Origin of the sequence: Mesorhizobium sp. M7A.F.Ca.ET.027.03.2.1, from assembly GCF_003999175.1 — a bacterium.
Taxonomy (GTDB): domain Bacteria; phylum Pseudomonadota; class Alphaproteobacteria; order Rhizobiales; family Rhizobiaceae; genus Mesorhizobium.
Window position 1 is genome coordinate 1 of record NZ_RZOM01000976.1, and the last position, 2,358, is coordinate 2,358.

General features: G+C 63.4%; 2 protein-coding genes. Both read right to left on the reverse strand.

Annotated elements, in window-relative coordinates; translation table 11 throughout:
* Window positions 1-138 precede the first annotated feature (138 nt).
* The gene (locus EN750_RS29870; RefSeq protein ID WP_127398886.1) at window positions 139-738 is read right to left on the reverse strand and encodes a DUF922 domain-containing protein; all 600 of its coding nucleotides are present in this window, start codon (window positions 736-738) and stop codon (window positions 139-141) included.
* Between the two features lie 127 nt (window positions 739-865).
* The coding region (locus EN750_RS29875; protein WP_145968039.1) for an electron transfer flavoprotein-ubiquinone oxidoreductase at window positions 866-2,358 on the reverse strand (1,493 nt) is incomplete at its 5' end.

A 2,358-nucleotide genomic window follows, 5' to 3' on the forward strand; every position in this document is an offset into this window, starting at 1 on the left:
GGCTGGAGGACACCGGCTCGGATCACCTTCCGGTCATGGTGGAGTTCTCGCTCAGGCTGAACCAGCAAAAGCCGCTCGATGAACATGAAACCGCGACCGCGGCCATTGTTCAGACCGGCAAGACGCCAGGCTGAAGGATCAGGGCCTGACCAAAGCGATGACGAGATGCTGGACATGGCCGCCATCGCGATGCTCGCGCGCATCGAAAGCGAGCTGCTTGGCCTCATATACGGCATTGGTGGCCTTGATACGTCGCTGTGCCTCGCGACGTGTCTTGTAGCAGAACCGGTCGTCGGCAATCCTGAGGCCGGAGATCGATCTTTCCGTGGCCCGCATCATCTCCCTGGCGATGCGGCCATGGGTTTCCTCATGGGCGCGGACGCCGGCGAAGAACCGCGTCCATCGCTTCCGGAGCGTCGGCGTGGTGGCCGAGGCGACACGCGGAAACGTATAGAAGAGATTGAGCGTGCCGTTGGCGCGCCGCAAGCGGCAAACGCCATTGTCCTGGCTGGTGTCAAGGTCCCAATCCACTGCGTAGCCGGTCAACGCGATGGCGTGCGTCATGAAGCCGTGCTTCGGCCCCTTGCGGTCCATAGCCTGCATCAGCGCCAGCCCCGTGTTCCCGGTGATGTCGTAGGTCCGCGTCTTGACCACCACCCTGGTGCCGGCCGAGGCCGCCGAAGCCAAACCGAACAGCGCAGCGATCGCCACAAGGCATGCTAGAACCGCCAGGCGCATTGGCCATCTCCTTATCGTCAAGGAATGGAACCATAAGCGCGCGGCAGTTTCAACAGTCCTAATGTTTCACTTGCCACGGGAGACCCGAGCCGTCGTCGGGGCTTTGCATGCTGTGGCCGGCGCGAGCCTACATGCCCTGATAGACCGGGCCTTCTCCGCCTTGCGGCGGCACCCAGTTGATGTTCTGGTTCGGGTCCTTGATGTCGCATGTCTTGCAGTGGACGCAGTTCTGCGCGTTGATGACGAAGCGCACATCCTTGGCCGTGGGATCGGCGGCGGCATTGCCGTCCTTGTCGACCCACTCGTAAACCCCGGCCGGACAGTAACGCGTCGAGGGGCCCGCAAAGACATCGTGCTCGGACCGCTTCTGCAGTTCCATGTCGCCGACAAGCAGGTGGACCGGCTCGTTTTCCTCGTGATTGGTGTTGGACAGGAACACCGAGGACAGCCTGTCGAAGGTCAGCACGCCATCTGGCTTCGGATAGGCGATCTTCTTGTGCCGGGCGGCAGGCTCGAGCGTCGCATAGTCGGCCTTGCCATGCTTCAGCGTGCCGAAGGGCGAGACACCGAACAGCGTGTTCAGCCACATGTCGAGGCCGCCGAGGCCGACACCGACGATCGTGCCGAAGCGCGACCACAGCGGCTTGACGTTGCGCACCTTCTTCAAATCCTTGCCGATGTCGGTCGCGCGCCAGGCTTCCTCGTAGGAAGCGAGTTCGTCGTTGGCGCGCCCGGCACCGATCGCCTCTGCGACATGCTCGGCCGCCAGCATGCCGGACAGCACGGCATTGTGCGAGCCCTTGATGCGCGGCACGTTGACGAAGCCCGCCGCACATCCCATTAGCGCACCACCGGGGAAGGAGAGTTTCGGCACTGACTGCCAGCCGCCCTCGGTGATGGCGCGCGCGCCATAGCCGAGGCGCTTGGCGCCGTCGAACGTCCCGCTGATCGCCGGATGGGTCTTGAAGCGCTGGAATTCCTCGAAGGGCGACAGATAGGGGTTCTTGTAATTGAGGTGGAGGACGAAGCCGACCGCCACCTGATTGTCCTCGAGATGGTAGAGGAACGAGCCGCCGCCGGTCTTCAAGTCAAGCGGCCAGCCGAAGGAATGCTGGACCAGCCCCGGACGGTGGTTCTCCGGCTTGACCTGCCAGAGTTCCTTCAGACCGATGCCGTATTTGCCCGGTTCGCGGCCATCGGAAAGCTTGTATCTGGCGATCAACTGCTTGGCGAGCGAGCCGCGAGCGCCCTCCCCGATCAGCACATATTTGCCCATCAGCGCCATGCCGGGTGCGAAGCCCGGACCGTGCGTTCCGTCCTTCTCGATGCCCATGTCGCCGGTGACGACGCCGGTGACGGCGCCTTGCTCATTGTAGAGCAGGCCGGCAGCGGCAAAGCCCGGATAGATCTCGACGCCGAGCGCTTCGGCCTTGGTCGCCAGCCAGCGGCAGACATTGCCGAGCGAGACGATGTAGTTGCCGTGATTGTTCATCAGCGGCGGCATGAAAATGTTGGGCAGGCGAAACGAGCCGGCGGGACCAAGGACCAGGAAATGGTCTGATGTGACCGGCGTCTTGAAGGGATGGCCGTCCTCGTCGCGCCAGCCCGGCAAGAGCCGGT